We start from the raw sequence: 21,551 nt of genomic DNA, 5'->3' as shown, positions 1-21,551 counted from the left end.
TATCTATCTGTCACGAAGGACATTCCGGTATTCACTAGGCGATATTCCGCTCCATCGATGGAACTGCCGGGAGAAATAGAGCGCGTCATTAAAGCCGACCGATGAAGAAACATGATCAATGGTTAGCGAGCCTCCCAGCAGCTCCTTTGCTTTGTCCATTCGTACCTTCATCAGATATTGTTTGGGCGACATTCCGGTCTTCTGTTTGAAGGCTTTGGACAGATGTGCCCGGTGATAGCCCAGCGTAGAGGCCATTTGATCTATGCTGATATGCTGGTGAAACTGAAGTGATATCCAGCGGATGGCCTGATCGATCTGACGGTCGATGATATCCGGCATTTCCGTGGGGGATTGGTGCAGATAGCTTCTGTTGGCCAGACCAAACTGATGAAACAGAAGTCGCAGCCACCCTGATGCCTCCAGACTTTCCAGCCGGGGATAAGAAGACTGCTGAAACGATAAACGAATTCGTTCATAAAAGGCGTAAATTTCTGTGATATTCTCTGAATGCAGCAACGGTTTATCCCGTGTTATTCCTACCCCGCTTAATAACTGCGAAGCAGCTTCTCCTTGCAGGGCAACCCAGACATAATGCCAGGGAGTGTTCCTATCTGCCTGATAGCTGAATAGTGTACCTGGAAAAATAACAAACGTATCGCCAGTCCGGCAGGCTTCAGAGAAATTACCGGTCTGAAAAATGCCCTCTCCGTCCAGCACAGTATGGATCAGAAAGAAATCATGCACAGAGGGGCCTATTTTGTGACCTGGGAGCGGTCTGCCTTCACCACTGAACAATACAGAAGGATCATGGTCTTCCGGGGACAAATTTATACCTACGGTGAACTCAAAATGGTCGGGATTCATAGCTGCCTCCGTTCCGGATAAAATTACATTCAGGATACCTCAACACGAGTTAAGATGCAACAAACATCCATATCATTCTTGTATTTCTCCATACTCACCATTACATTTATAAACTATAGTAATTAGTGAAGAGAGCCGCAGATAGTGCCTGATAATTCAGCATTAATAAACGCAATGCTCATAACATATGATTGCTGGGTCAGCGCAATCCGCCTCAACCTAAGGAGGAATATTTGACATGTCCAAAATTACATTTATCGGAGCTGGAAGTACCGTATTTGCCAAAAACGTATTGGGTGATTGCATGGGGACACCCGCCCTTCAGGGCTTCGAGTTAGCACTGTTTGATATCGATGTTCAGCGGCTCACGGATTCGGAAAACATGCTGAACAATATTAAGAGAAGCAGTGGCAGCACCTGCACGGTAAAAGCTTACTCCGACCGCAAAGAAGCCCTCCGTGGCGCTAAATATGTAATCAATGCAATCCAGGTTGGCGGTTATGATCCTTGTACGATAACGGATTTTGAAATTCCGAAGAAGTACGGCTTACGGCAAACGATTGCGGATACGGTCGGCATCGGGGGAATCTTTCGGAACTTGCGCACCATTCCGGTGATGCTGGATTTTGCCGCCGATGTAAGGGAGGTATGCCCGGATGCACTTTTTCTGAACTACACCAACCCAATGGCTGTATTGACCAATGTAATGAACACCTACGGCGGCGTTCGGACGGTTGGACTGTGTCACAGTGTTCAGCAATGTATCCCTGGATTATTTGAACATCTCGGATTGGATCAGAGTGGGGTACAAGCGAAAATCGCCGGTATCAACCATATGGCCTGGCTGCTGGAGGTTACGAAGGACGGGGAAGATTTATATCCGGAAATTAAGCGCCGTGCCCTGGAGAAGCAAAAGGAGCATCATGGGGATATGGTACGCTATGAAATGATGCTGAAATTCGGCTACTATATTACCGAGTCGTCAGAGCATAATGCCGAGTACCATCCTTACTTCATCAAGCGCAATTACCCGGAGCTCATCGAACGGTTCCAGATTCCACTGGACGAGTACCCGCGCCGCTGCGTGGACCAAATTGGACGCTGGCAGCAAATGCGTGAGGAATTGGTGAACAACCGGGACCTTCAGCATGAACGCTCGCATGAGTATGCATCCTACATTTTAGAAGCCATAGAAACCAATGTTCCGTTCAAGATTGGCGGCAATGTGATGAATACTGGATTGATTACCAACCTGCCGAGGGAAGCATGTGTCGAAGTTCCATGTCTGGTAGATAGAAGCGGGGTGAATCCGACATTTGTTGGTGACCTGCCTCCGCAGTGCGCTGCACTGAACCGTACGAATATCAACACCCAGCTATTGACGATTGAAGCGGCTATGACCCGTAAAAAGGAGCATATCTACCATGCGGCAATGCTTGATCCGCATACGGCAGCCGAACTGTCGATGGACGATATTGTGAGCATGTGCGACGAACTGATAGCCGCTCACGGTGACTGGCTCCCACAGTTTAAATAAGGTGAGTGAAAATATATAGAAATGGAGTGGAAACGGATGGAATCTCCTATGAGGAGGGTTCATCCGTTTTTCTGTTTTGCATCGTATAGTTTATCAATTTATACTTTGTAAGAGGGAGATGATTGAAACCAGTGGAGCCCATACTGCAGTTCAGGAAATTAAGTAAAAGCATATCCGGCAAGTTACCCCGATCTTTATTCACAAATGCAGAATCAGCTATCTTTACTGCGGATACTATTTCATTATTGGGACCCTCCGGCCAAGGCAAAAGCACGCTGCTCCGCATCTTGGCGCTTCTGGATTCACCCGATACCGGCGAGCTTCTTTTGCATGGAAAAGCACCCTCGAATTATGGCTTCAGATCCTGGCGGAAGGCCGTTACCTATGTTTCCCAGCATTCTGTGATGCTACCCGGCTCGGTGGAAGACAATCTGAAGGTGGTCAGCAGCCTTCATGGAACTATTTTTGAAAGAGAGCTGGCCATGAAATGTATGACAGAGCTTGGGCTAGAATCGTTGGATTGGGGCAAACCAGCTTCCGAGCTTTCCGGCGGGGAAAAGCAAAGAGTCGCACTGGTGAGATCCCTGTTGCTGCGGCCAAATCTTTTGCTCCTGGATGAGGTTACGGCTTCACTCGACAAGGATAGCAAGCTTGCAGCCGAGAAGCTTCTGTTGGATTGGAATAAGGGGGAGGGAACAGGATTTCTATGGATTACACATGACCTGGAGCAGGCGGAAAGAGTCTCATCACGCTGCTGGCAGCTGTCCGGGGGAACACTTTCAGAGGGAGCGACTATATGTCATTGATTGCGTTAAGTGCAACACTGGTCTTTGTTGCCGTTGCAGTGCTGATTTCGCTTTGGCAGCGGTTAGGTCTGGAAAAGGATATCTTTGTTGGGACGCTAAGATCCACGATTCAGCTGTTGGCTGTCGGGTTTGTGTTGCAGTATGTATTCCGGTCGAATCATCCCCTAATTGTTTTGTTGATGCTATCGGTCATGATTGCAGTCGCGACATGGAATGCCGGGAAAAGAGGAAGAGGTCTCCGGGGTATCTATATTCCTATTTGCATAGCGATCTCCGCAACCGGTTTTGTAACGCTCGGATTACTTCTAACACTGGGGATCATTCCATTCTCCGCGCAGTATATCATCACCATCAGCGGAATGACGATCGGGAATGCCATGGTCGTTTCAAGCCTTTTCCTCAATGCAATGAACAGAGAGATTGAAGCGGCCAGAGGAGAAATAGAGACATTGCTGGCTCTTGGCGCATCTCCTCGGCAGGCCATCCATGATTCTTTGAAGCGCTCTGTGAAATCAAGCATGATTCCTACCCTAGACGGGATGAAGACCGTGGGACTTGTTCAACTGCCAGGAATGATGACCGGAATGATTATTGCCGGGGCAAGCCCACTGGATGCGGTACGGTACCAGATCCTTATTATGTTTGCCTTCGCTTCCTCGGCCGCACTCACAAGTATTCTGCTTGCATTAATGAGTTACAAACTATGGTTTAATTCACAAGGAACGTTGACTTCAGAGGGCTAAGTTGTGTTAAATAAGGAAGACCGGGAGCAGTCCGGGAGAGATGATCTTATTGAGAAACACTGGTAATTGAAACTGGAGGGAGCAAAACAGGAGTGAATGAACGAGTAAAAGATCTTCTATTTGATTCTTTTATCCAGCTTAGCGCTTTCTCTGAAGAAAATGCACACCTGGCGGTTGATTATTACCGTGAGCGTTACCGTGAGCTTGGGATGTTCGAGAACAGAGTGATCGCGGGCATTCCGCAGTTACTTGAAGCTCTTCAGTGCCAAGGTTACAAGATGTATGTGGCTACCTCCAAACCAACGGTTTTTGCAGAACAGATAATCAGGCATTACAATTTGGACACCTATTTCCAGCATATAGGCGGAAGCAACTTAGATGGAACCCGTTCAAAAAAACAAGAGGTTATTCACTATGTGCTGACCCAAAACGATATTTCTCCGGACCGGGCAATAATGATCGGGGATCGGAAGCATGATATTATTGGAGCCAAGGCTTGTAATGTAGAATCCATTGGCGTTACGTTCGGCTATGGTTCTGAGGAGGAGTTAAGAAATGCCGGAGCGGATCATATCGCCTACCAGGTACAGGATATCCAGGATATTGTTTCGCGGGTATTCATAAAGTAAGGAGAACTCATCATTTGATACAGCATAACCTTTTAGCTTTCATTGCCCATTTTGGGTATATAGGAATCTTTGGTGCCTTGGTGCTTGGAATCATAGGCGTGCCGGTGCCGGACGAGATCTTGCTGACGTTTGCAGGTTACCTGATTTCGCAAGGGAAGTTTCACTATATACCAACAATAATGGTTTCGGTGATAGGCAGCATTACCGGAATGTCCATCAGCTATTTTATGGGACAAAAATTCGGTTATCCTCTTTTGGAGAAATACGGGCGTAAAATTCATATTTCGAAAGAAAAGCTGTACCGTATTGGTCGTCGATCAGTGCTTATTTCCGGATTTTTTATCTTTGCAGCGGTTTACTTTGGATTTGGCATGGTAAAAAGTGTGGTGTGGATTTGGGTGTTATTCGTTTTATATAGTCTACTGTCAGGTGTTTGTAGTTGTGCGCCAATTATTAGATAGCTCGTGACTTGTCCATAGGAGGCCGTTTGAGTTCTTGCACCATGCCGATAAGAAAAGCATAGGCTATGGATGAGGTGAACCGAATGTTTAGCGGAAATACAGTTGATACTACACGAATTTGGGGAGATCATGCAATCTCCGTTATGATTAATGCTCTACAGATGGCATATCCCGGATTTCCCAAAAGTACAGTTCCCTGGAGACCCAATGCGCTTGTTATTGCACCAATCCAAGCCTTCCAATTTGCATTTACTTCGTCCTCACTTGTTCACCATCCGAATAACGCACCTGTAATTCTCGTTCCTGAGAAACTGACGGAGGACCTAAGCAAAGAAATTTTCCGGCTTTCCCCCGCTGGAAAAGATGTAGAGGCTCAAACGTTCTTAATTGGACCGGTAAGTGAAATCGTCGAACATCAACTAAAAGCGATGGGCTTGACTACCCTTCGGATTGGAAATGCACGACCCTATGAAACGTCTGTTTCCGTTTCTGAATATCGTTTGGCACATTCGCCCATGTCAGGGCAGGGCAGGAAAAATGTGTTTCTTTTATCGGGAGAAGTATACGCGGAAGGTATGGCGGCGGTTGGTTACGCGATGCATGAAGGACTCCCCGTCCTGTTATCCAAGAGGATGGAGATACCGCATGAAGTGCAGCGGTTTTTAATTGAACACCCGACTCTGAACGTCTTTATTGTCGGTTCGGAAGCGTCCATCTCACGAGAGGTGGAAGCCCAAATCCGTGCAAAGATGAAGGGGAGTGTTATACGAATATCAGGTCTATCTCCGTATGAGATTTCCGTCAATTTTTCCTATTTTTTCGATCCGCATACCGGAGTAGGATGGGGTCGCAACCAACCGGGGAAAGGAGATGCGTTTTCAAGCGTTCCGGCAAATGACTGGCAGCTTGGCGTCATCTCCGGCTTGTTTTCGCACTTGGGGAAGCACGCTCCTTTGCTTCTCATTGATCGGAATAAGATTCCTCAAGTGGTACAGAATTATCTGCGGTATTTGAATCCCGTGAAGAAATCCTCTCAGCCGCCCTATATGCACGCTTTCGTATTTGGGAACTTCGATTCAATATCATATGAAACACAAGTGCATCTTGAAGAACAAATTATTTTACAGGAACACTGAAGGGTTTTGTGTTGGTTTATATTTTTGCAAAGAATGTGAATGGGAATCACGTTTACGACGGAACTTCAACAACATATGAAACAAGAAACACCGTATCTTCATGTTTAAATTGGCCCCAAATTTTATAAATCCCCACTTTCGAATGGAACGGTTATTTGGAGCACGAGAGTTAATCGAAAATAAAAACAAGTGACATCGTGAGAAACCCGGTGTCACTTGTTCGTGCTGATTATTGCTTGTACTGGGGTTCCTGACTTTGAATATACTGAAGCCGCGCATTCAGGGAGTCAACGATCGTTTGCTGCGATTGTGCCATGGATTGGAACATCTGTTTTGCATTTTGATCCTGTGTTTCCAATGCGAACGACTTCAGACTTGCCATAACCGATTCCGCGCTTGCGACCGTCTGCTGCATTTTTGTTGATACTGTCATCTACGTCACCTTGAAGCCATCGCGGGAGCTTGTAGCTCTTGCAATGAATATTGGCATTCAACGAGGCAAAGGTCGAGATGATGCGCCCCTTCATTTAACATCATCTTCACCATCGAATTTGTTTCTTGATTTGCCAAACTCCGGAGCTGTCCGGCGGTTTGTTGGCATTTCTGAATACATTGCTGTATATCGGTAGCAGGATTCGCTTCCATATTCATACACCTCTCTCAAAGAATTGGGTTGTTTTTACTGCGCATGCTCAGCAGCATGCTCACATTGACGAATACACATTTCGATATGAACGGCTCCTTGCGTCGTCATGTCTCTTATGGAAGCTTTAGGCACGGCGTTTGTGGCTGTACGTAGCATGTTTGCCGTGTTCGTACAATCGGTAATGCACTGCTGGATTTCTTGTTTAGTCGCCAAGATGGTCACCTCCTTTTCATCCCTGTTTAGAGTAACCAAATATGAAAAATTTATTGTAAGTTGGTTGGGTATTTCATCAATTGCTGAATTTGCTGCTGAATCTGGGTAACATGCTGCATATGTTCGTCCCGGAATTGGGTGAACAGCTGTCTCGTCTCCGCATTCGTAATCTGCATCATGTATTTGTTGTACAGCATTTGATGCGCCATTTCCGTCTCCAGGATATCGTGCATTTTATCGAGTTTATTCATCGGTTAATTCCTCCCGGCTATACAATGCCAAAGCCGCTCATTTTTTGGGTCAACATGTTTTGGCGGGTGCGCGCCGCCATCTCCATGCCTTGAAACATTTTTTGGATCTGCGGTTCCGTTATTTCTTTATGCAGCTCAGCCAGTTTGCCCGCCAGCACTTGTTCATGAAACAGCATGTCCTTAAACGCGTTATTCAAGACTTCCTGTTCTGAAAGCATGGTCATCCTCTTCGGCTCCCTTTTTCCCAATTAATTTAAGTTGTTTTGAATGCTCACATGGATATTGCCTGTCGATTCGAGTGTTGCCAATAACACTTGAGAAATAGAAAATCCCCTTTTGGCGATCTCATCCTCCAGCCAGTTTTCCCTTAAGCCCAGTGCATACAAATGCTGCCGTTCCACTTTACCGTCGTAGATGAGCACGGTCCCCATTCCAGCTGGTTTCTCCGGAAATTTCAACATGCTTCTCGTTACAGGGGAGGATTCCGGTGTTTTTAGTACACTGAGTTCTCCCATCGGTTCCAGTACAGCAGAAGCTACATCGGATAAGTTATGTACTTTTTTTAAGCGGAGTTGGGCCAATAAATCATCCATCGTTACTTGAGCCCTTTTTAAATTTTTCTGTAGAATCTGCCCGTTTTGTACTAAGGGTACGGGGCTTGTGCCTACCCACGAAGGAAATCCGTAGTCGATCAATGAAAGCAGCAGACTCAAGGAATAGGCAACCGCTATTACGACTAGCGCGGCGTTGAGTGAAGATTCCGGATTCACCATTCGGGACGTCGCGACATGTGCCATACCAGCGTGAGTGATAAAATTGAATGCCGAGACAATTCCCACCTGGCGCGGGCCCATCAATCGGGTCATGATTACAATGCTAAAGTAAAGAATCGTCACTCTTAAGAAAATCTCCAGAGGATTTAACGATGGTCCGCCATTCCATAAAGTGTCCCAATTCATCTGCCATCCCTCTATTCAAGCAACTGAGATAAAATCACGCCGAAAATGACAATCGCAACGCCGATCCCCAAATGCCACCATGACAGGATGCCGGTCGTTTGTTCAAGCTTCGCCATCTCCAACTGATTTTCGTTCGTCTTTGGGGTGGAGGGCATAATCAATTGCTTTATTTTCGGGCCGTACAAAAAAACTTGCAGGAGAAAAATAACGATCAGGGCTGTAACCAAAATCAATTTCAGAAGCAGTACAGCACCCGGCCCGCTTTGCAAGGTGGTGAACTCATCCTTTTTATCGTAAACGGTATAAAAACCAGTAATCACAACAATGACAAGGCTTGTCCAGGTCAGCGGAGAATAGCTCTTCATCATTAAACCGCTTATAGCATGAAGCTTGTTATTTCCTACTGCTTTTTTCAGTGCAGGCATTACAGCAAACTGGCTGTAAATCATGCTCCGGATTAGATGTTTTCTTATTATGAGGATAATTTGCCAAAAAAATACCGAAAAGTAACAAGACAAGATATGATGAAAACAGCCGCCATCCAGACCATGCCTTTGGAATTAATCATGGATGGGCAAATGATTCGGCAAAATTTTAAACAGAAACATCTATCTGAGAACTGGCTAATGAACGAATTGGTCAGACGGGGTATATACGACATATCTGAAGTATCCTATGCCTGTCTGGGTACTGATCAAAAATTATATATCGATACAAAGAAGGACACGAACACGGAAGCTTTCAACATAACGAATTAGTCAAGCAGCTTCATCTTTAGCAGTTTGGCGGCATTACGAACTGCTCTTCACCGAATAATACAATTCTCCTTCAGGGCTGATGGTCACCAAATAAACATCCTTGAAATGCATAACCCCATATTTGAATAATTGGTTTTCCAACCATTCTTCCGAAAGATTTAAGGACATTAGATTATCACACAGCACTTTGCCACGATTAATAAGAATGGTGGGCAATCCACCGGGTGGAACGGGAATTTGAAACTCGGTCGGAGTGGGCGGCAAATGTTCGTTTTTTTTCACGACGCTCAAATGTCCGCTGGTTTCCAAAATCACCTGCTCGACTTCTGCTAAGTCAGAGGCATCCGCAAGCCTCATTTCGGAGAGGAGTAGGTCAATGTTGAAAAAGGAGCGGCGCATATTTTGCTCGTGTATGATCCCTTTTTCAACCAAAATAACCGGTTTTCTCGTCATGAATCTGGACCAAAGTCTGCTTCTTACGGCTAACCATGAAATGAAATAGTGCCAAAAATATAAGGTAGCCGTTGCGATGATCGTAGTGGTGAACAATATTTTACCGTCAAGTAAAGGAGCGACTGCCAAAGCGCCCAACATCCATAAAAAGACGAAGTCGAAAGCGGTGAATTGCCCCGCTGCCCGTTTCATGAGAAACTTGCTCATCAAATAAATCAGGACTACGGAAACGACCGCCCTAACTGCAAATCCTGTAATGGATTGTTCTGCCGATTTGAATAATTCAAGGAACTGATTCATTTTGTTTTCACACTGCAATGAACTGTTGACATTCATTTTTCCTCCTTGATTTGAAATTCGTTTTGTAGTTTTACCCATCTCGCCATCCCTATACATACATGGGAGAACTTATGGAAAAACTATCGCCAGCAAAGGAGGGAGCTTGAATATGGATTGGATGATGGACGGTACGGATATGATGGGGATGTGTTTGATCATGCTGGTCGGCATTATCGTGATAATTGCAGTCACCGGTTATACCGTGTATATCGTGGCCAGGCAATTGATCAAGAAATGCAAGGTGGAGGATGCACCGTTACGACAGTTGAATGAACGTTATGTCCGGGGTGAAATCAATGATGAAGAATACAACCAAAAGTATAGTTTCTTAACGAATCGCTTCAGATCCTGAGACGGAAAAATTTGTAAAAAGAAAAGTCACCATTCCGATCAAGGGATCGGGAGCATGACATTATTTGAGCCAAGGCTTGCCATGTAGAATCCATTGGAGTTACGTTCGGCTATGGTTCTGAAGAGGAGCTAAGAAATGCCGGGGCGGATCATATCGCCTATCAGGTAGAGGATATCCAGGATATTGTTTCGCAGGTATTCACAAAATAGTAAATAACGAGCGGCATCCAAGGACGAGTCGAGCGATGCCGCTCCTGCTTTTCCGCTAATCGACCGACTTCCCCAAATTTAAGACACATACAGCGCTTCATCCACCCGCTCCTTGCCAATCCGAACTTCAATCCACTCCATGGCTGTAAAAGCCCGAATTTCATGCCTAACACCGGCAGCTATGGAAAACACATCTCCAACACGAGCAGGATAAGCCGAACCGTTCAATATAACATCTCCATCACCGGACACAACCGTCCATACCTTGCTGCAATCCCGGCTGAAAAGTTCTTTTGTATGGTGATCGGACAGTATTGCCAATTTAATTGTGAGAACAGCATGTAGTTCACTTCCTGACCGGTCTAGGACAGAGTAGCTCCCCCAAATGGTTTCCCCATACACCGGATACACTGAAGAACCTCCCAAAATCTCTTTAATCCCGTTTGCAGTTTCTTTACTTGCGATAAGAATACCATCGGGGCTCGCAACGGCAACGATGTCAGATACACCAAGAACATACAGCGGAGCGTCCAGCTCGTTCACAATATTCGTATTGCGGGATTCCCCCCGAATGCCTCCTTTTCCGATAACCGTTTCGTGCAGCTGCTCAGTAAGCGATGTCCAGCTCCCCAGATCGCGCCATTCGCCTTCATGCCGGATAACGGCAATATTAGGGGTGCGTTCAACCACTTCCTTGTCAAAACTGCGAACAGGTAAAGCAGGATATTGGGCTGTTAGCTCGGCAAAGTCCGTTGGCAACCCCATTTGATCCAGATAGGACAGTATAAAACGAAGAGAAAACGCGAAAACGCCGCAGTTCCATAATGCGTTGTCTTGTATCAGGGCTTGTGCCCTGAGCTTGACAGGCTTCTCTTCAAAGCGGATTACAGAGGAGTATTCTGAGGAAGCAGCCAGTCCCGGCACGATATAACCATATTGATCAGAGGGATGCGTTGGCCTTGTCCCCAGCAATGCAATATCCGCCTGTGAAGTTTTCAATATATCAGGAAAGACCCGGAAGTGTTCGAAAAAGTCATCGTCAGCAAACATATCGGCCGGGGCCACACAGATGGTTTCATCAAGCTTAGCCTGACCTGTGGAGTGGAGATAGACCGCCCCCAGTGCCGCAGCGGTGAAAGTGCCCCTCTTGTAGGGCTCGCCTATGACCGGAAAGCAATCTTTCGTGTATCTTCTGGTCAGACCCAACTGATCCTTGTGAGTCACGAAAAGAGCCGATGATCCAAGTCCTTTTCGAACCAGTTGCCGGGAAACCCTGCCGATCATGGACTCCCTGCCTCCGCCCGGTGACGGAAGCAGCTCCAGGAACATTTTGGATCGGATATGATTTGACAGCGGCCACAACCGTTGTCCGGAACCGCCGCACAAGAGTATGGTATGCATGGTCTTTGCCTCCTTAGGGCTTGGATACGCGGGTATACCCCTTACGCTGATGAAAGGAAAGAGAACGGTATTTTTGGGCGAGTGACCGGGTTTGCGTTTTGCCTAGAGAGGACACAGAGGTTTTGAGCGACTTATTCCGGGCATTTTTTAAAAGGATGGAAGAACTGTTCCCGCTGTAGACATAATTGGCATACGTCTCGAACTCGGAAAAACCAAATTGCTTCCTCTTGTCGATACTGCGGATAATTGCGGCATGCCAAGAAATGCCGTGTCTGGCTTCAATCCTTCTTTTTAATTGGGCAAGTTTTGTTTTTTCAAACAGCATGTAGTGGGTAACAAAGGACTTGGGCGAAGGGGCTTTGGTGCCGAGAAGCTTCCGGTAGGTCCGAAAGTACTCGGGCTGGCTCCAATTGCGGCAGTAAAATATGGATTTCCCTTGGGAACGGAACCGGTGCGGGCGGATCAGAACCGTATCTGCGTCAATTACCAGGAAAAAGTTCTCCCTGCAAAGGGTATCCCCATTCATCTTGAGCAGCTGCTGATACAGCCAGCCGGAGCGGTTCCATCGTGGAGAGGAATAGTGGATGTCCTTTTTGGTGAAAGGCAGGACCGTGGTTTCATCAATAAAAGTACAGCCCTTCCGGTAGCAAAGGCTCTTAATTTTGCTGTTATTGGGTGAGACGATGTAAATATGGCTGATTGGATGCTGTACATAGCGGCGGAGACTGTCGATAACAAATGGCAGGGTGCCCAGATCCTTTTCGATTGCCGGAATCAGTACGTCTATAGCTGTTTTGCGGGGCGATTGGCCTACGAAGGTTGCTGACATATTTTCATCTCCATGCACAAATTCGCAATATGCGTCTGCACTAGGTTATGTCACTGAAACTGATATTGACAGGGCGAAGATAGGGGTGAAGTTTATCTTATAAAGCAGGGCATATGATTAATTCTCTTGACCGTCATTCTGCATAGGATGCAGTGACCGTGAAATTTGGAATCAGTGAGTCGATCCTATCCGGACAGGAGAGTGCAGGTGTGAAGGCAAAACCAGCAGGAGCAGTGCAAAGTAAATGGATTAAGACCAAATTGTTGCTTCAAAACAGCTTTATCAAGAAGTTTATTCCGGATACCCGGAAATTTAACAGAAGCAATCTGGAGCAGATGATTCACAGCTATGGAATGGTATATGTAAAGCCGGAGCGGGGGACTTACGGTAATGGGGTAATCCGAGCCGAACGGGGGGACAGACACGGGTATACTTATCAAATCGAAGAGATTATCAGAACCTTTGAGACTTTTGATGCGTTCTATAAGAGTCTGGCAAAGCGGACGGGCGGAAGAAGCTATTTGATTCAAAAGGGAATTCATCTCCTAAAGCATAACCAGCGCCGATTCGATATTCGCGTAATGGTTCAGCTAAGTCCCAAGGGAGCCTGGGAAGCTACAGGGGTTATCGGCCGTCTGGGACACCCGCGAAAAATTGTAACGAATTATCACAGCGGAGGAAAACCGATGGCGATTGAGAAATTGCTGTCTACTCATCTGTCGGAACGGAAAAGAATGCTACTGACCGGGGAACTCCATAAGCTTGGAATCCGTATGGCGGCGCAGCTTCACAAGACCTATCCGAGAATTCATCAAATAGGCGTCGATGTTGGATTAGACAAGACTCTGACTCCGTGGATTATAGAGGTGAATATGAATCCGGACCCCTATATCTTCAATCAATTGAAGGATAAATCCATGTACAAAAAAGTCATGAGATACCGCCGCTATTCTTTAAAAAAATGAGCTTGCAAGAAGGTAGCAGGACAGGTTCTGCTGCCTTTTATTATGAGCTTGCGCCTGTACATAAAATTTGTCAGCCGTAAAAAGTGTTGAACTCTGCCATTCACGGGTATAACACTTACAAAGACGACGAAGGGGGACACACCATGAACCCTGGCGATCTGTTAAATACTATGACGGGTACAGATTCGACTTCGAACGCTCCATACACGGAGACAGCACAGGAGAAGGAGCTGGCGGACTTTGTTTCCGTAGTTCTGGCAGATACAGAAGACGTATGGACGGAGTTGTTTAAACAGGAAAACAAAGTTTACGAAAAGCCGACTCTAGTCTTGTATTCGGGCAGTGTGGAGTCGGCCTGTGGAGTATCGGGTTCATCGGTGGGGCCATTCTATTGTCCCGGTGACCATAAGCTTTACATTGACCTGAGCTTTTATGATGAACTGCAGCAGAAATTTCAGGCCCCGGGAGACTTTGCCATGGCTTATGTAATCGCCCACGAGGTGGGCCATCATATACAGACCCTCCTGGGAACCACGGAGCAGATTATTCCTCTGCAGCAGAAACTAAGCAAAGAGGAATTCATTGAACCTCTCATGACTAAAGTCACGAGATTCTTGGGTAGTCCCTTCTAACGAAGAGAAGTTTACCAAGCTAACCCTGTCGTTCCGACAGTTTGTATAATGGCTATACGGCCCATTTACACGGTAAGCAGTCTTTTACCTTCGGCAAGAATGTTTAGGCTTGCGTTGAAATCTCTGTCGTGATGTGTTCTACAATCCGGACAGTCCCATGCACGTAAGTTCAGGTCTTTAACGTCTTTGTTTTTATAGCCACAGCAGGAACATAGTTGACTGCTTGCAAAGGTTTTGCCAACTGCTACAACCATACGACCATACCATTTCGCTTTGTACTCTATCATGGAGCGAAACATCGACCAAGAGACTTCGCTAATGGATTTGGCTAATTTATGATTCTTGACCATATTGGCTACTTGTAAATCTTCAATCGCAATGATGTCGTGGTTTTTGACAATCTGCGTGGAGACCTTATCCAAATAATCTTTACGGGCATTACTGATTTTTTCATGTATTCGCGCAACTTTGATGCGTTGCTTGTTCCAGTTGGAGCTGCCTTTAATCATTCGTGAAAGTTTACGCTGAGCCTTTGCCAGTTTTTCTTCCAGTCTGCGAAAGAATTTAGGGTTGCCAAACACAACGCCACTCGATAGCGTTGCAAATTCTTTCAAGCCAACATCTATGCCAACTTCATTGCCTGTCTTGGGCAACTCGCAGATTTCAACTTCTGCAAGCACAGATACAAAGTATTTGCCGCTCGGATTGCGTCTAACCGTAGCGTTCAGAATACGTCCTTCGACTTCACGACTTTTGGCAAACTTCACGAGTCCGAGTTTAGGTAACTTGATGTTGTGATCTATAATTGCAATGTTTCCATTGGTGTAGTTTGTTTGGTAAGACTGTACAGGATTCTTCTTGCTTTTGAAGCGTGGTGCATCGTTTTGTTTTTTGAAATAGCGATGGTATGAATCCGCTAAGTTTCTAAGCGAATTTTGCAGAGAAAATTTATCGGCCTCTTTCAACCATTCTATTTCTTGCTTTAATTTAGTGAGTTCAGCAGAACAAGAGCCATAGGACAATCCTTTTCCTGACTCCAGGTATGTATCATTCCACAATCCAAGGAAGTGATTGAATACAAACCTTGCACATCCAATCGTCTTGTGAATGAGAGTCGCTTGTTCAGGTGTGGGATAGATGCGAAATTTATAGGCTTTGTTCACTACCATTGATTTTCACCTCATTTCACTTTTTGATCTTGGATGTACTTCCTTATTTGTTCTTCCGTATGTTCACTTACAGTTGCAATAAAGTAAGACGGATTCCATAAATGACCGTCCCCCAATTTCTTCTTTAGATGTGGGAACTCTTTAAAAAGAAGTCTCGCTGATATCCCTTTTAATACTTTAATCATACTGGGTATTGCGTGTTGCGGTGTACATTCAACGAGCAGATGGATATGATCTTTGTCGCTTTCCATTTCAGATATTGTGAATGCATAGTCGGACGCAATTTTTAGAAGAATTTCTTTTAGTCTTACGTCTAATTCTTCTACAAGAATCTTGTGTCGGTACTTTACGCACCATACGATGTGGTACTCAATGGCGTAAACATATCCCCGTCCATGTTTGATGTTTACCATATTTTCATCACCCAAAATAATCATACCATATGTTACTTAAAAATGAAAGAATAATGCTTTATATAAGTGTTATCTCACTCAAATTCAATACACCATATGTCTGTTCATTAACGTGTCTATCGACACGCCTGGACCGAAGTTTTCTTACTCACGACTAAAAGTCACAAGTTTGCGAAAACCTTTCATCAATATTTAGTCCGCTTTGAGCTGCAGGCCGATTACTTGGCCGGCGTGTGGGCCAACCATGCCGAGGGAATGAATGTGCTTGAAGAGGGAGATCTGGAAGAAGCGTTGACTGCAGCGAGCGCTGTCGGCGATGACAGCATCCAGAAAAAAGCACAGGGTTATGTTGTGCCCGAGAGCTTCACACATGGTACCTCCGAGCAGAGGAAACGTTGGTTTTATAAAGGCTTCCAATCCGGAACGATAGACGGGGGAGATACTTTTAATACCGGCGGGCTCTAAAATAATGACCTATGGGAGGCTGTACTTGAAATACATCTGATTTCGTATTTGGCGGACAGAGAAGCCCTTATTTAGCTTAAAGCGGGCTAAAGAAGCGTTGAATCCACAATTAGCGTCACCTCAGTCCGCTTCTGTTCTCTTTTAGTACACCAGCACGATATAAGGGCTATGCAGTCCGCCCAACGGCTCAAATCCGCGTATACCCGCATGCAACATTTTGTCAAGAACTGATTCTGGTGTTGATCTATCATTCCATCCCGTAATTTTTTGGGGTGTGCCAAAGCGTAGCAGCCCTAATGGCTTTTACGCTGATTTTGCTGTTTATTTTTTAGTGGGTGTAGGGTATGAAGTAACAATGTGTTCGATCTCCTTGAGCAGATTTCGAATTTCCGGCCCTTTCGCAAGATTAACGTTTATTTTTTTCATAGCGGCATCTTTGACGGCATCGAGCATGTTTTCCTTTGAACCGTCCTTCTCCACCACTCGTTCATTGCCAAACTGGTTCAGAATCCAGAATACATAATTAAGATTAGGTTCCTCTTCAGGGAAGCTGAAGACAATCACAAAGTGAACATTGAACAGGCTGTCAAAAAATTGCATCACGCCGCGGACATAATTATCCTCGTTCTTATTAGACGAAAGCGAAACCCGATACCCGTTTTGGACTCCAATCTGTTCAATCTCATCTAAAATATATTCAATAAATAGCTTCACGTAGTTGTTCCTTTCTTTAGCCGATGTAATTGTTCACTGAATATTACATTTTATTATCCCCCTATGATACCCGGCGTATTACCTCTTTCTGAAGAATAAGGTGATCTGGGAAAGGACATTCTAACTTGGAATTAGATTGACTTCGCGAAGGAGGGATATTGGACATCATGGCTGAATCACATACTTCGGGGAAGACCATCGTGGCCATAGGTTCCATCCCGTTAATTATGACCTTGGGTAATTCCATGCTAATCCCGGTTTTACCTAAAATAAAATCGGAGCTTCATCTATCCTCGTTGCAGGTGAGCCTAATTATAACGGTCTTCTCTTTGGTCGCTGCGTTTTCTATCCCGGTTCTCGGTTATTTGTCGGATCGCTTCTCCCGAAAAGCTGTGATTATTCCGTCTTTATTCCTTTATGGGATCGGGGGGATATTGGCGGGGTTTGCGGCAGCCCAATTTTCGAACGCGTATGTATGGATTCTCGTCGGACGGACGTTACAAGGTATCGGGGCAGCAGGAACCGCACCCATAGCCATGGCGCTAACCGGTGATTTGTTCAAAGGCTCGGAGGAGAGCAAAGTGCTTGGTCTGGTAGAAGCCTCCAACGGTTTCGGGAAAGTCATATCGCCGATTCTGGGTTCTTTAATTGCATTAATTATATGGTACGGAGTATTCTTCGCTTTCCCGGTGGTTGTTCTTGTATCCATTATTCTGACATGGGTTTTTATTAAGGAAAAGAAAAAAGAGAAAGAGGCACCCGGAATCAAAAAGTATGTTTCGGGGCTGCTCAGCGTATTCAAGCATGAGGGAAGATGGCTGTTTACGGCTTACCTGGCGGGGGCAACCTGTTTGTTTACGTTATTCGGCATTCTCTTTTATTTATCGGAAATACTGGAGAAAACGCATATAATTGACGGGGTAATGAAAGGTCTCGTTCTGGCGATCCCTCTGTTGGTTATGTGTACTACCTCGTATACGACGGGGAGTAAAATCGGAAAAGACCAAAAGCTGATGAAAAAGCTGATTGTACTAGGATTTATTTTCATGACCGTTTCATATGGATGCTTGACCTTTATAAGCAATTTGAGCCTTTTTATCGCGGTTTTGGCTTTAAGCAGCTTGGGTACAGGGCTCATACTTCCATGTATCAACAGTTTCATAACAGGTGCAGTGGGAAAGGAAAGAAGGGGTTTTGTCACATCGCTTTACGGTTCCGTGAGGTTCTTTGGGGTTGCAATCGGCCCTCCCCTTTTCGGATGGTTAATGGATTGGTCCAAAGTAGGGATGTTCTTATCCATTGCCGGATTTACTTTTCTGGTAGGGGTGCTGGCATTGATCTTAATTCGGGTGAAAAGTCATCCGGAAGGAGAGCATTCAGGCTTTCTTGAAACCGCGCATGGAAGATAATATGGGTTACTAATCCGTTACTTTTTACGTAGCTCCAATTTGTAAATTTGATTTTTCCTTGGAAATGGAGGGTTGTAGATCCAAATGACAATTCTTGTAGACAACCATTGACAAATGATGGCTTGTATAATGATTTTCCAATCGATAACATATGCAGTGATTAGAAACACACAGCCGTTCATCCAAAATAGTGTTTTACCCGGATTGATTTTCTTGAATTTGTAAATCGCCAAAGCGACATAGCCTATCCCCCCGTTCGAAACCCTTTGACCTAAAAGGACGGCAATTCCAGAACCAAGGAATATGGAGCCGGCCAGCAGATCCATCCATATATTTGAGAAGGGCGAGTTTATATAAACGTCTATGATGTTAACGGATACCGCGGTGATCGTGATGACCATGATCGTACCGAAAGCACTGACTTTTCCAAGATAATGGACCGTACTTAGCAGGAACATAATGTTCATAAGCCACAACCCGATACTCATCGGAAGGTGGAACCAGTAATTAAGCAGTACCGCGAGTCCGGCAGCCCCACCGGATGGGATTGAATGAGGAAACAAAAAGACGGCCATTCCAAATCCTTGAATGACAGAGCCTGTGGTGATAAGAGCGATCTTTTTGCATAAACGGCGGAACTTGAAAGAATAAACTGGATTTGGTTTAAATATCACAGGTAATCACCCTAAATGGAAATGAATTGGTATGCCAGTCCTACTCATTAAGTTTATGCTTGCCGGCAGCAACCATGACATAAAAAAATAAATAGACCCTCCCGTACACTGGTCAAACAGTTTGGGAAGGGTCTATTTTAGGTAATGGCTGTTACAATTTACTTATTAGGTACTAAAACCAGTCTGCGTACGATGGAGCCCATCAACGATGTGTTTTCTTCGATGATAAATCCTGCTTGCTCGATGTTTTGCAGTGTTCGGCGATTAATGTTGGCACCGCTCATTCTTACGGTGACCGGATTGAGGATATCCATCAGAAAGCCAACAACAGGTTGCTCACTTCGCATGTGTTCCAGCAGGAGTACTTTTCCGCCCGCTTTGCAGACTCTTCGTATTTCCGTCAAACCGGCTACAGGGTCTGGCACGGAACAAAAGACGCAGGTTGCTATGACATAATCAAAGGAATCGTCGGGGAAAGTCATAGTCTGAGCGTCCATCTCGAGCAGGGTGACAGGAAGTCCGGAATGCCGGGCTTTTACCTTGGCATAACGAAGCATGCCCGGACTGAAATCAATGCCGGTTAGTGCGGAAATCTCCGCGGGATAATAGGGCAAATTGGCTCCCGTTCCCACTCCTACCTCAAGGATTGTTCCATGTAAGCCTTTAAGTAAATTTTCCCGCCATTTTTTTTTAATCATGCGTTCCATAACATCAAAGATGCCCGAAATGCGGTTATATCTGTTCCTTATCGTTTTTGACAGTTTCTCATCCATTGCTTGCAGAGCCTCCTAACTCATTATAAGTGATAGATATGTAGAACGTATGTAGGTTATACTGACGATTAGTGGATGCCAATCAACATAAATCAACAGATAAAGAGTGGAATAGGCCTGAGAAATCAGGCTTTTTTGTTAATTTTGTTCCTGTAAGCATTGCCGATTATTTTAAAAGTGAGGAGCAGAGAATAATGAATTTAATAGCGTTAGCCGTCTGATATCATTTCAATTGTAAGGGTAACCAATTACAAGAAAGGGGAGGACAATAATGAAGAGCAAGAGAAAAATAGCCTTAAGCGTAATGTTAATTGCTGGCCTGTTGGCCGGATGCGTGAACAAGGGAGGGGATTCGGTATCCTCGCCGGGATCGTCGTCCGCTCCAAAAGATGAGAAGGTCAAGCTGACGTTCTGGAGAAACTCCGGCAACGATGCGGAAAACTCGGCGTACGATAAATTGGTAGCTTCCTTTAATGAGAGTCATCCTAACATTAAGGTGGAAATGAGTCCAATTCCTTATGCGGATTATGATACGAAACTTAGAACATCCATCGCTTCCGGCAATCCTCCGGATATCATGGCGATCGATGGTCCGAACATGGCCTCTTACGCTCAGGCTGGCGCATTGCAGCCGCTGACCGCCTTCTTTAAAAAGGACGGCAATCTGGAAGACATTCCGGAATCGACCATCGCAACCTATACCTATAAGAATGAAATTTACATGGCCCCGTTGACTGAATCTTCCATCGCCATGTTCTACAACAAGAAGCTGTTTGAAGCCAGAGGCATACCGCTTCCGTCCAAAAATCCAGAGGAGCCTTGGACTTGGGATCAGGTACTTGAAGCCGCCAAAAAAGTGAATGATCCAGGTAATGGCGTTTATGGCATCGACCCTGCCCAGGGCTTTGGCAACGCAGGCGGAACGGCCTACTTCAAATATCCGATTATCTGGCAGTTTGGCGGCGAGGTGATGAGCGCGGACGGAACGACATCCAAGGGCTATCTGGATAAGCCGGAAACGAAAAAGGCGCTGCAATTCTTTTCCGACCTGTATAATAAAGATAAGGTTTCCTCTTTGGAATACCCGCCCGATCCGTTCCCTAACGGCCAGCTTGCCATTACCATTGACGGTTCGTGGTCGCTCGCCAATTATGCCGACAAATTCCCCAATTTCAAACTTGGCGTAGATTATGATATTGCTCCGCTGCCAAAAGTAGTAACCCAGGCCGTGGCGAATGGAAGCTGGTCGCTGGCCATTTCGTCCAAAAGCAAGAATGCTGATGCCGCCTGGCAGTTTGTAAACTGGGTAACCGGGCAAGAAGGGTCGAAGATCTATTGCTCCATCACCAAGGATATTCCGGCTCGATACTCTGTAGCCAAGGAATTCCCGGAGTTGAACGAATATCCGAAAAATATCTTTGTGGTGCAAAACCAAAAATTCGGCAGACCGCGTCCGATTACCCCAATCTTCCCGCAAATGTCCGAAGCGGTGAACAAAATGATTGAAGAAGTAACGATCAGCGGAAGAAACATCGATGCAGCCGTATCCGACGCGATCAACAAAATCGACAAGGCTTATGCCGATCTGCCGCAGAAATAACTGATGTTTCAGGTGGTGATTTTATCAAAGAGACGACCGGTTACCCGGGCGTCTCTTTCTGGGCTTTTTTGAAGCTTATGAGGCAAACCGTCTTATCTAAACATTCCCTTCGGGTAAATTAACTACTATACTGACTTAAGATTGCCCAATA

26 protein-coding genes and 2 pseudogenes are annotated in these 21,551 nt (G+C 45.5%); 13 read left to right on the top strand and 15 right to left on the bottom strand.

What is annotated here, in order from left to right:
* Positions 1–3: 3 nt before the first annotated feature.
* A complete protein-coding gene (locus PaeBR_RS14960) occupies positions 4–864 on the bottom strand; it encodes an AraC family transcriptional regulator (protein ID WP_410511362.1) in 861 nt (286 codons plus the stop codon).
* A gap of 238 nt (positions 865–1,102) precedes the next feature.
* Here PaeBR_RS14960 and PaeBR_RS14955 point away from each other — a divergent pair, with 238 nt between their 5' ends.
* The 6 genes from PaeBR_RS14955 to PaeBR_RS14930 all read left to right on the top strand — a co-directional run bounded on the left by PaeBR_RS14955 (position 1,103) and on the right by PaeBR_RS14930 (position 6,176).
* Entirely contained in the window at positions 1,103–2,401 is a 1,299-nt protein-coding gene (locus tag PaeBR_RS14955) for an alpha-glucosidase/alpha-galactosidase (RefSeq protein ID WP_410511361.1), read from the top strand.
* 131 nt (positions 2,402–2,532) lie between these two features.
* Positions 2,533–3,207 carry an ATP-binding cassette domain-containing protein gene (locus tag PaeBR_RS14950; protein WP_410515191.1) on the top strand — a complete coding sequence of 225 codons (675 nt, stop codon included), beginning with the start codon at positions 2,533–2,535 and terminating at the stop codon, positions 3,205–3,207.
* Positions 3,198–3,950 carry an ABC transporter permease gene (locus tag PaeBR_RS14945; RefSeq protein ID WP_410511360.1) on the top strand — a complete coding sequence of 251 codons (753 nt, stop codon included), beginning with the start codon at positions 3,198–3,200 and terminating at the stop codon, positions 3,948–3,950. The genes PaeBR_RS14950 and PaeBR_RS14945 overlap by 10 nt, the downstream gene beginning before the upstream one ends.
* A 92-nt stretch (positions 3,951–4,042) precedes the next feature.
* Positions 4,043–4,579 carry an HAD-IA family hydrolase gene (locus tag PaeBR_RS14940; protein WP_410511359.1) on the top strand — a complete coding sequence of 179 codons (537 nt, stop codon included), beginning with the start codon at positions 4,043–4,045 and terminating at the stop codon, positions 4,577–4,579.
* A 14-nt stretch (positions 4,580–4,593) separates the two neighbouring features.
* Complete coding sequence (locus PaeBR_RS14935) at positions 4,594–5,040, top strand: DedA family protein (protein ID WP_410511358.1); 447 nt, start codon at positions 4,594–4,596, stop codon at positions 5,038–5,040.
* A 65-nt stretch (positions 5,041–5,105) separates the two neighbouring features.
* Positions 5,106–6,176: a cell wall-binding repeat-containing protein gene (locus PaeBR_RS14930; protein ID WP_410511357.1), complete on the top strand. Its 1,071-nt coding sequence runs from the start codon at positions 5,106–5,108 to the stop codon at positions 6,174–6,176.
* A 229-nt stretch (positions 6,177–6,405) separates the two neighbouring features.
* On the opposite strand, the gene PaeBR_RS14925 is transcribed toward PaeBR_RS14930, so the two are convergent.
* The 6 genes from PaeBR_RS14925 to PaeBR_RS14900 all read right to left on the bottom strand — a co-directional run bounded on the left by PaeBR_RS14925 (position 6,406) and on the right by PaeBR_RS14900 (position 8,694).
* Positions 6,406–6,609 (bottom strand): DUF1657 domain-containing protein, encoded by a 204-nt coding sequence (locus PaeBR_RS14925; RefSeq protein ID WP_410511356.1) that lies wholly within the window; start codon positions 6,607–6,609, stop codon positions 6,406–6,408.
* A gap of 246 nt (positions 6,610–6,855) precedes the next feature.
* Complete coding sequence (locus PaeBR_RS14920; RefSeq protein WP_410511355.1) at positions 6,856–7,035, bottom strand: hypothetical protein; 180 nt, start codon at positions 7,033–7,035, stop codon at positions 6,856–6,858.
* A 50-nt stretch (positions 7,036–7,085) separates the two neighbouring features.
* A complete protein-coding gene (locus PaeBR_RS14915) occupies positions 7,086–7,286 on the bottom strand; it encodes a hypothetical protein (RefSeq protein WP_410511354.1) in 201 nt (66 codons plus the stop codon).
* Between the two features lie 17 nt (positions 7,287–7,303).
* Complete coding sequence (locus PaeBR_RS14910; RefSeq protein ID WP_410511353.1) at positions 7,304–7,510, bottom strand: hypothetical protein; 207 nt, start codon at positions 7,508–7,510, stop codon at positions 7,304–7,306.
* A gap of 24 nt (positions 7,511–7,534) precedes the next feature.
* Complete coding sequence (locus PaeBR_RS14905) at positions 7,535–8,245, bottom strand: DUF421 domain-containing protein (RefSeq protein ID WP_410511352.1); 711 nt, start codon at positions 8,243–8,245, stop codon at positions 7,535–7,537.
* Positions 8,246–8,256: 11 nt separating this feature from the next.
* Complete coding sequence (locus PaeBR_RS14900) at positions 8,257–8,694, bottom strand: hypothetical protein (RefSeq protein ID WP_410511351.1); 438 nt, start codon at positions 8,692–8,694, stop codon at positions 8,257–8,259.
* Between the two features lie 72 nt (positions 8,695–8,766).
* On the opposite strand from PaeBR_RS14900, the gene PaeBR_RS14895 reads away from it, so the two are divergent.
* Positions 8,767–9,003, top strand: coding sequence for a YetF domain-containing protein (locus tag PaeBR_RS14895; RefSeq protein ID WP_410511350.1), 237 nt, complete (start codon positions 8,767–8,769; stop codon positions 9,001–9,003).
* Between the two features lie 33 nt (positions 9,004–9,036).
* On the opposite strand, the gene PaeBR_RS14890 is transcribed toward PaeBR_RS14895, so the two are convergent.
* On the bottom strand, positions 9,037–9,834 hold the full coding sequence (locus PaeBR_RS14890) for a YetF domain-containing protein (RefSeq protein WP_410511349.1): 798 nt from the start codon (positions 9,832–9,834) through the stop codon (positions 9,037–9,039).
* Positions 9,835–9,904: 70 nt separating this feature from the next.
* Between PaeBR_RS14890 and PaeBR_RS14885 the strand changes: the two genes are divergently transcribed.
* A complete protein-coding gene (locus PaeBR_RS14885) occupies positions 9,905–10,147 on the top strand; it encodes an SHOCT domain-containing protein (protein ID WP_410511348.1) in 243 nt (80 codons plus the stop codon).
* A 287-nt stretch (positions 10,148–10,434) separates the two neighbouring features.
* On the opposite strand, the gene PaeBR_RS14880 is transcribed toward PaeBR_RS14885, so the two are convergent.
* A complete protein-coding gene (locus tag PaeBR_RS14880; RefSeq protein ID WP_410511347.1) occupies positions 10,435–11,757 on the bottom strand; it encodes a sugar phosphate nucleotidyltransferase in 1,323 nt (440 codons plus the stop codon).
* 13 nt (positions 11,758–11,770) lie between these two features.
* Positions 11,771–12,586, bottom strand: a complete 816-nt coding sequence (locus PaeBR_RS14875) for a DUF6492 family protein (protein WP_410511346.1) — start codon at positions 12,584–12,586, stop codon at positions 11,771–11,773.
* A gap of 158 nt (positions 12,587–12,744) precedes the next feature.
* On the opposite strand from PaeBR_RS14875, the gene PaeBR_RS14870 reads away from it, so the two are divergent.
* Both PaeBR_RS14870 and PaeBR_RS14865 read left to right on the top strand, forming a co-directional pair.
* The gene (locus tag PaeBR_RS14870; protein WP_410511345.1) at positions 12,745–13,551 is read left to right on the top strand and encodes a YheC/YheD family protein; all 807 of its coding nucleotides are present in this window, start codon (positions 12,745–12,747) and stop codon (positions 13,549–13,551) included.
* A 146-nt stretch (positions 13,552–13,697) separates the two neighbouring features.
* A pseudogene (locus tag PaeBR_RS14865) lies at positions 13,698–14,132 on the top strand (neutral zinc metallopeptidase); the annotation flags it as partial.
* A 116-nt stretch (positions 14,133–14,248) separates the two neighbouring features.
* On the opposite strand, the gene tnpB reads toward PaeBR_RS14865, so the two are convergent.
* On the bottom strand, positions 14,249–15,352 hold the full coding sequence (gene tnpB, locus PaeBR_RS14860) for an IS200/IS605 family element RNA-guided endonuclease TnpB (RefSeq protein WP_410511344.1): 1,104 nt from the start codon (positions 15,350–15,352) through the stop codon (positions 14,249–14,251).
* 11 nt (positions 15,353–15,363) lie between these two features.
* A complete protein-coding gene (gene tnpA / locus PaeBR_RS14855) occupies positions 15,364–15,765 on the bottom strand; it encodes an IS200/IS605 family transposase (protein ID WP_410515190.1) in 402 nt (133 codons plus the stop codon).
* Between the two features lie 180 nt (positions 15,766–15,945).
* Here tnpA and PaeBR_RS14850 point away from each other — a divergent pair.
* Positions 15,946–16,230: pseudogene (locus PaeBR_RS14850) on the top strand (neutral zinc metallopeptidase); the annotation flags it as partial.
* A 321-nt stretch (positions 16,231–16,551) separates the two neighbouring features.
* On the opposite strand, the gene PaeBR_RS14845 reads toward PaeBR_RS14850, so the two are convergent.
* Entirely contained in the window at positions 16,552–16,944 is a 393-nt protein-coding gene (locus tag PaeBR_RS14845) for a hypothetical protein (protein ID WP_410511343.1), read from the bottom strand.
* Positions 16,945–17,111: 167 nt separating this feature from the next.
* Between PaeBR_RS14845 and PaeBR_RS14840 the strand changes: the two genes are divergently transcribed.
* Complete coding sequence (locus PaeBR_RS14840) at positions 17,112–18,353, top strand: MFS transporter (RefSeq protein WP_410511342.1); 1,242 nt, start codon at positions 17,112–17,114, stop codon at positions 18,351–18,353.
* A gap of 17 nt (positions 18,354–18,370) precedes the next feature.
* Here PaeBR_RS14840 and PaeBR_RS14835 read toward each other — a convergent pair whose 3' ends face one another.
* Both PaeBR_RS14835 and PaeBR_RS14830 read right to left on the bottom strand, forming a co-directional pair.
* A complete protein-coding gene (locus PaeBR_RS14835) occupies positions 18,371–19,027 on the bottom strand; it encodes a YitT family protein (protein ID WP_410511341.1) in 657 nt (218 codons plus the stop codon).
* Positions 19,028–19,185: 158 nt separating this feature from the next.
* On the bottom strand, positions 19,186–19,800 hold the full coding sequence (locus PaeBR_RS14830) for a class I SAM-dependent methyltransferase (protein WP_410511340.1): 615 nt from the start codon (positions 19,798–19,800) through the stop codon (positions 19,186–19,188).
* A 271-nt stretch (positions 19,801–20,071) separates the two neighbouring features.
* Between PaeBR_RS14830 and PaeBR_RS14825 the strand changes: the two genes are divergently transcribed.
* The gene (locus tag PaeBR_RS14825; protein ID WP_410511339.1) at positions 20,072–21,400 is read left to right on the top strand and encodes an ABC transporter substrate-binding protein; all 1,329 of its coding nucleotides are present in this window, start codon (positions 20,072–20,074) and stop codon (positions 21,398–21,400) included.
* Positions 21,401–21,551: the final 151 nt, after the last annotated feature.

Origin of the sequence: Paenibacillus sp. BR2-3 (assembly GCF_046529485.1) — a bacterium.
GTDB lineage: Bacteria > Bacillota > Bacilli > Paenibacillales > Paenibacillaceae > Paenibacillus_AQ.
The sequence above is the reverse complement of the archived record's forward strand: the minus strand, read 5'-3'. Positions and strand labels throughout refer to the sequence as shown.